Genomic DNA, 7,075 nt, shown 5'->3' on the forward strand with positions numbered 1-7,075 from the left:
CACATCTGCGGGCGAATCCACGCTGGAAGCGGGCGTTCCCAGGGCAAACTCATTCACAAATCGCTCTAGGCTATCAACCAATTTACGCCGGTGACTACGCGGCTCCGAGCATCTTCTCACTAACACTACTCCTGCTGCGGCCCCTCATCCTTGAGAATCTTTGACCGCTTTATTCGCTCCCAGAGTTCTGCCTCGTATTGATCGGTTGGCTCCCGTTGCAAAATCTTCTTGAACCCTTCCCGCACTTCCGGTGTATTCAGTTGCTCTAAAAAATAGACAAACCCATGCCGCACGTTCCCATCGTCAAGGGTGTCGCTAATCGCCTCTAGGAAAGGCTCCACTCTGATTCTGCAGCCGTCGTATTTGTGGGCCGTTTCCAGAATCTTGCTTATCCAGGATCGAACAGAACTCGGCCTGGATCGCTCCACGGCCACCGCGATGAGTTTTTCCACCCGGCTTTCCGTCAGCCACTTGAACCCCGGCTTTTCCCAGGACAACAGTGTACCGAAGTCAACGGTAACGCCAGTCAGCAGCCTTTCCGGCATCTGCGAGTCTTCAATTAGCGACAGGGAAAATGCTAACAACTCTTCTCCCCGGCGCTCCGCATCTCTGATACGGTTGATCTCCGCATACCGAGTGACTGCTGAAACAAGTAATGGCTCGGCTTCCAACGACCATGCGTATACGTAGAAGTTCTTTCCTACGTGGTATCTCGTGATCCCGGTCACTTCTGTCACGCCGGTGCTCTCATCCTCTCTCGGATCACGCGCACGCACCCTGTCCAAAAAGAAAATCTGTGGCTCGTTCAGTGCGATCTTCGGATAGAGCCCATCAGACCACGCCTCGCCTTGGTTGTTAGCTTCATGGGCTTCCTCAAAGCTCGAGGGAGGTATGTCTCTGGCCTCTTCTACCTTTGCGCATCCTCCACCCTGTGGAAACACCAACGCTTCAACGATGGAGCCGGGTACGACCAATCCTTTTCCTTTCAGCACCGACGCTATCCGAATCGTCATAATTCGGGAGTGGTCTGTGCGATACATAAGCGGCGAGCTTCTGACTTTGATCCCAGCCGCTTCCCTCGTGCTCACCACCTCACCAACGGCAACAACCGGCACATCAATGACCATAGAGTTCGCCGTGTCATGAACCCACCAGGCCCAATTTCTTAACCGATACTCCCTCTCTCGGGCTGACAGATTCACGGTGAGTAACAGAATCACGCCAGTACAAAATGCACATCTGAGCTTGATATAACCCATACTGTTGTTCGCAATCACAGGGCACTCTTCTTCTTCGGTGCCAGCAGAGGTGATTGTCGCAGACGCTCCCACACCTGTCGGTCCGCCTCAGTCTTCGGTTCTGTAGCTAATATCGCCCTGAACCCATTCCGCACTTCTGCGTGACTCAGTCCTTCTAGCAACCGAATGACAAAGAGCCGAATAGACAAACCCTCCGAACTATTCTGAATCATTTGGAGAAACGGTGCTAACCTGACTACTCGACCACCAAATTGGTACATATCGCCGAGAAGCACACCTAAGAGTGGAACACGCATCTTTTCATCCCGACCCGGATCCGTTGCAATCTCGGATAATTCATCAATCTCGCTTTGAGTAAGGCGATTACCTAGAGCTATGCTCTTATCGGTCTTGGAATCAACGCGAAGGACTCCAAAGAACAACGCAGCATCCGCCGCCATTTCAATTGGCGTTGCTCTATCACGAAGCAAGTTCAAAGAGAATTTCAACTCTTCATGATCTCGACGATCTCGATCCTTGATCTGGGAAATCTCGAGGTATTGTTTAACCAGTTTCACTTCACGTTGGTCGGGGCTGACTGGATGTGATCGAATGTAATGCCACAACGTTTTTGCCCCATAATATTCTTTCAACCCTGCCCACTCCAATCGAGGGTTATCTAGGTCGAGCCGCCTCAGGAAGAATACTGTCGGTCGGCGGAGTGGGATTTCTGGATACTTCTCCATTCGCTTAAAGGGAAAGGCCGGGAGCTCACCCGTTTTGCGATACTCCTCGAAAAGTTGACGATTAGTTACACCTGAGGCAAGGGTTCCGTATTCAACCACTGATGGAATCACCACAGCTTCCAAATTAGCTGCCTGAAACACCATTGGCATGCCTTTTAATACCTCCTCAACTTGGAGGTGTAAAATCTGAACGCCTGTAATCCTAGATGAATCCCATGAGTAAACCTGAACATCTTTGGGCACAAGGCACTCCATGACCTGTCCAACTACGATGACAGGCATGTAGCGGCATAAATCCCAAATAGTCGGCCGTGATTGACTTCCAACTAGTGAAAGTGTCACTGGTAGTGGTGCGCCTAGGCCCAGATTCAACCCGTTTGGTTGAACTCTCCAATTGCGCCAGACTTGCAGGGAATTCGATCTAGATTCTGTAAATCCCAGCAAGAGCACGGAAACCACAAGCATTGAAATGAGCCTTTGCTTCATTTCCATTTCCCTCCCTGTTACTGCCTCAATCCTAAGGCCGTGGTAATACCGTTTGAAGGTAGCCCTCGTCTTTACTTGCACCCGTCCTAAAATGCATCGTGTTTGTCAAGTAACGAGGCTGCTGGCCTACCCGGCTAGTATTAGTTTGCATGATGTTTTCATTTTCTTGCCCCGCGTGATAATTACCATCTCCATCAAAGCTGATATTTGCAAATCGCTCATCTTTCTTCTGCGTTCGCAGGTCATCCGATGTGGCGTTGGGAACCATACCCAATGTGTGACCCACCTCGTGAGCGGCTATATTCGCTATCCCGTAACCGATCTCGTCAAGCGTGGCTCTGTGGCCACGGTCATTAATTAACCCAAGGCGATTGATAAAAACTCCATCCTCAGGGCCAACAGCATCAATCCCAAACCCACCATCAATCCAGTTGAGCTCGTTAACCGGAGCCCGGCCTTGCTCCGTAGGCCCTGACGGAGGGTCATTCCATGTCCTAGTTCTTTCGAACGTGCCATCAGCGTTCTTTTTGGCGACAACGTCTATTGTAACTACCCCATCATCTGGCGCCCCCTCCCGGAAGCCCCGAGGTTGGTCGGTGGTCACAGTGACATTGGCGCCGACTTCCTCGAAGAGTTGAGCTAGGTGCCGACGTGCTTTCTCCTTCACTTGTTCAACTTCAGTCGCGCTAAGTCCCAACCCTTGTCTCGGAAAGCGACCCATCATGTATTGAATTGTATCACTCGGAAAACGTAAGTAGATAGTCATCGGCCCTACTTGGATCAGTGGTTTGTCTTCGGGTCTGCATCCTTGTATTGAGCAATTCAATGGGTACTGTGTGCCTGGCAGTGTGACGTCAACGTTGACAACCCCTCTTGAGCGTGCCGTGATTAGACCTGTTGTGCTCACTGTTGCAATACTACCTCCATCTGCTGGAGGTGTCGCCAGCGTCCTTGTGACAAACGTCGTGCCTTGAGGGAACTGCTGCATCGGTTGGCAATGTTGATCTTCGGGCGTCAGTGGCTTGCTCTGCCCAACAGCTAACGAAACCACGCGCGGCTTGATGTAGCTGGCCAGTTGACCAGGTTGGATGCTGAGCACAGCACTGTCCTGCACGGGACGTAACTTGGTGATGTTCGACGGCAGATTCACAAGATCAGCTTTCCATGTCGCCGTCCCGGTTGGAACACTACAGCCTGCCGGCACAATGATCGTAAACCGAAACTCAATCAGGCCACTACTACTGCCGAGCTTCCCCTGCGGATTCGATTCCCCAGGCGCAACGGCTGTCAACAAACCACATCCTACCGATGGCAGACTCAACTCAACATATACCTGAAGAAAATCCTGGCTTGTGACGTTCTCAGTCTCAACCGTCACCGTCAGCGCCGAGCTTCCGCCAGGATTTGTTGTTGTTGGGTTGAACGTGGTGCTTCTGATGCGTGCGGTTTTCTGTGCACTGCGGCGGATCACCAGCACATCGCCTGGGAACGAACGTGGAAAGTTTGAGTCAGTGGGACACGTCAGAAAATGGTTGCCAAAATCCAACGAGAACGTCACATCATAAGCCAGCAACCCTTCCACCCCTGTGCTCAAGTTAATCCCAGCCACCGTCAACCCAATCGTCCGCGTTTGCCCCGGATTGATCCGCGTCGGCAACGAGTGCAGCACCCGTGGCGCTTGCGTGTTGAGCGTAGTCCGACTTGGATCAGTATCACGCTCAGCTTTGACGATCACATCCAACTCTTGCGCCTCCGGTCTATTGGGTATCTGCACGCTCACCCACAGTGTCGCCTGCTGTGGACCATTGGTCACGTCCACATCCGGAACACTCCATTGTATGTTGCTGATCCGCGGCTCCACCAGCGGCGCATCCAGCACCACTGTATCCGCCGTCGTCTCCACATCGAACAGAATCAGCCGATCCTGTATCCGCCGCGGATACGGCCGCAAGGGGATGGGAAACGGCGTGAACGTCAGACGGCCCCAATCGAAGAAGACGCGCTCGATCCCCGATGCAACGTCGAGCTGGGCTTGATGCGGTTTGTGTGTCTGAACCAATCGAAGAAGACGCGCTCAATCCCCGATGCGACAGCCAGTTCCTGCCCGTACAGCTTCAAGTTCCGATTCGGCCTGGTACAAACAATGGCAGGTCGGCTCCTTACTAGCCGGCCAGATTCATCACTGTTTGTTCGCGACTCGGTCGGTCCCATCTTTATTCTGCTCAACGCTGTTCTGGTTCTGCCGCCAACACCACACCTTTCGTCAGATCAATCCGCCACTGTACCTTCGACCCCTCCCGGTATTGATTCATGCCTTGATCCCACACCCACTTCGTCCCGCTCACCACGAGTGTATCAGGCCCTCCCCAAGTGACCTGCGCCTCATCACGGAGTTGCAACTGCTCTGCCTTCGCCAGTTGAAGTTTCCTGATGTTGTGCACTTTGATACGCCCTCTGGCCGATTCCACATCCAAGATCGTCACCCAGAACGCGCCCTGGTGCTGCTCGACGAAGGCAATTGAACGACTGTCCTGTGACCACGCCAAGTTGGACCGAACAAAATGCCGCTCATCCAGATTGGAGAAGGGCTCCTTGATGGCTCGTTCCGGATAGGTAGCTTGCGGCTGGTGTATTTGCTGTTGTATCTGAGCATCACTGAGGGACAAATCCACACTGCAAATAAAATCAGAGGATAATTCTGGCGGAAAGTTGCGCGGTACTATGGCTAGATAAGCAATCTTTGACCTGTCGGGCGAGACACTAGGTATTCGACCTAAAACATAATCAATCTCCCTTCCTTGCTGGGCATCAAAGATCGCGTAATAAGAGTTTCGACCCTCAATTGAGGCCATTACTCCAATCCTATATGCATTGACCCATTCCACTTTCTCAATCCTAGCGCCCTTCAGAACATGGAAACGAATTTCTTTCTTTGTAAAATCCTTCAGATCAATTACCCCAAAGAGAAACTGAACGACTGCCGGCGACTCCTGGGTTGGCTCTCCGTGGTAGACCACCCACTGTTTTTCCGGGCTTAATTGAACATTATATTTTGGCTTCCCATCATGAGTGAGCTGGACTACCTGAGCCGGCCCTTGCCTCAGAAAGATTTCCTTTTCTTTCATGAATATTTCTTGCGCAAGCTTCTCTTTCTCTTGCGCTAATGACGCTAATACACTCAACATCATGGCTACTGTGATATATGCTCGCATCACTGTCTCCTCACTTTGTTTAACGACCCAACCGGATCACTCTCGCCGTGGGATTCGGCCAGTTTCCCGGACAAATCTGCGTGCCATCCCCCATAAACCGGTCGAATTGTGTTTGCCGGTTATTACATCCAGCGTCTTCGACTCGATATTCGGTCCCGATGGGAAGTACATCCCGTGCAAGGAGGCAAACTCTGTCACCGCATTCGCGAAACTGCGGGTTTTGACACATGCGCGCCAGAGTAATTCCAGCTTGCGGTACAACACCACAACTTGTCCTTCCGTCCGAAGGAAATCTAAATACTCGCCCTCGGTAAGAAGGGCAATTGGCTGGTGCGTTATTGCAAATACCATCAGGTTGGATGATATGTCCATCAAGCGTTCTTCCACGCCCATTCAAGATAACCGTATCCAAAAACGCTCGTCGGAACAAATTGGATGTGTACCTACACGGATCTACTCTTGATGTACAGGTATTAACTTGTTGCGCCGGATACTCCGATTCTAGTGCTCGGATGTAACAAGTAATGAGATAGCTTTCCAACACCGTAAACGGCATGGGGAATCGCGTGAATTGATTTCGGCACTCAACACCGCCAACATTCCACACGGCTTCGAGTGCTAGATAAGTGCCCGCCGGATAGCTATTCGCATTATCAATGCTGAGTCCGTCTTGGTAACTCGCGCCGCCCGCCCGCGTCTGCCGATCCACCAGTACGATGGGCTGCTGTCCGCCAGCTCTGGTTACCCGTAATGTGAATATTCCATTCACCTCTGAAGGATACACCTTTGTCCGAACCACATCAGCGCAGACGTTAACATCGAGCACTTCCACACTGAAACGTTCCGAGGACGCTTGTTGACCAGATGTCAGCGTGGCCGTCAACTGCATGTTGTCGGGCAAATCGCTTTGGGTCATTCCTCGGATTGCTACTGTTGTCCCTGCACTGGTTACGGTCACATGGTTCAACGTCGTCATGTTATTGGCAGCAAATCGCGCCTCACCCATGCTGCCGGAGATTTTCTGCAATGTGAGGTTGGCCGTAGCGCTTGGAGCGCCCATGACCTGTATTCTCGCATTGAACGATCCATCCTCGCAAACGCCTACAAACGGGGTGATGCTAACATGCACCTGCGGTGCGGGGCGACGGACAAGGAGCGGGCGCCTCATTGCACGGACGGCTTGAGTTTCCACTGGCGGCAGCACGCAAGGCCAATCACCAATCCGCGCCTCACATTGCAACTCGCGCGTCCCCTCCGGAACCGTCGCGTCAACGGGATTGAGCGTGAAGACGAATGTTCTGCGTTCACCTTGAGGAATAAACTCCGTCCGGCAACACACCCCAGGACAACACGGCACTGTATCAACCAACACCGGGGTAACATCCATACGATG

5 protein-coding genes are annotated in these 7,075 nt (G+C 52.2%); all 5 read right to left on the bottom strand.

What is annotated here, in order from left to right; translation table 11 throughout:
* Positions 1-125: 125 nt before the first annotated feature.
* Positions 126-1,127, bottom strand: a complete 1,002-nt coding sequence (locus tag NZ823_02220; protein ID MCS6803942.1) for a hypothetical protein — start codon at positions 1,125-1,127, stop codon at positions 126-128.
* Between the two features lie 146 nt (positions 1,128-1,273).
* Complete coding sequence (locus NZ823_02225) at positions 1,274-2,476, bottom strand: hypothetical protein (GenBank protein MCS6803943.1); 1,203 nt, start codon at positions 2,474-2,476, stop codon at positions 1,274-1,276.
* A 25-nt stretch (positions 2,477-2,501) separates the two neighbouring features.
* Positions 2,502-4,529, bottom strand: coding sequence for a hypothetical protein (locus NZ823_02230; GenBank protein MCS6803944.1), 2,028 nt, complete (start codon positions 4,527-4,529; stop codon positions 2,502-2,504).
* Between the two features lie 163 nt (positions 4,530-4,692).
* Positions 4,693-5,682, bottom strand: coding sequence for a hypothetical protein (locus NZ823_02235; GenBank protein ID MCS6803945.1), 990 nt, complete (start codon positions 5,680-5,682; stop codon positions 4,693-4,695).
* 19 nt (positions 5,683-5,701) lie between these two features.
* Positions 5,702-7,075 (bottom strand): hypothetical protein (locus tag NZ823_02240; GenBank protein MCS6803946.1); only part of this gene is annotated, 1,374 nt, incomplete at its 5' end.

It is taken from the genome of Blastocatellia bacterium, from assembly GCA_025054955.1.
In the GTDB taxonomy this organism is placed as follows: Bacteria; Acidobacteriota; Blastocatellia; order HR10; family J050; genus JANWZE01.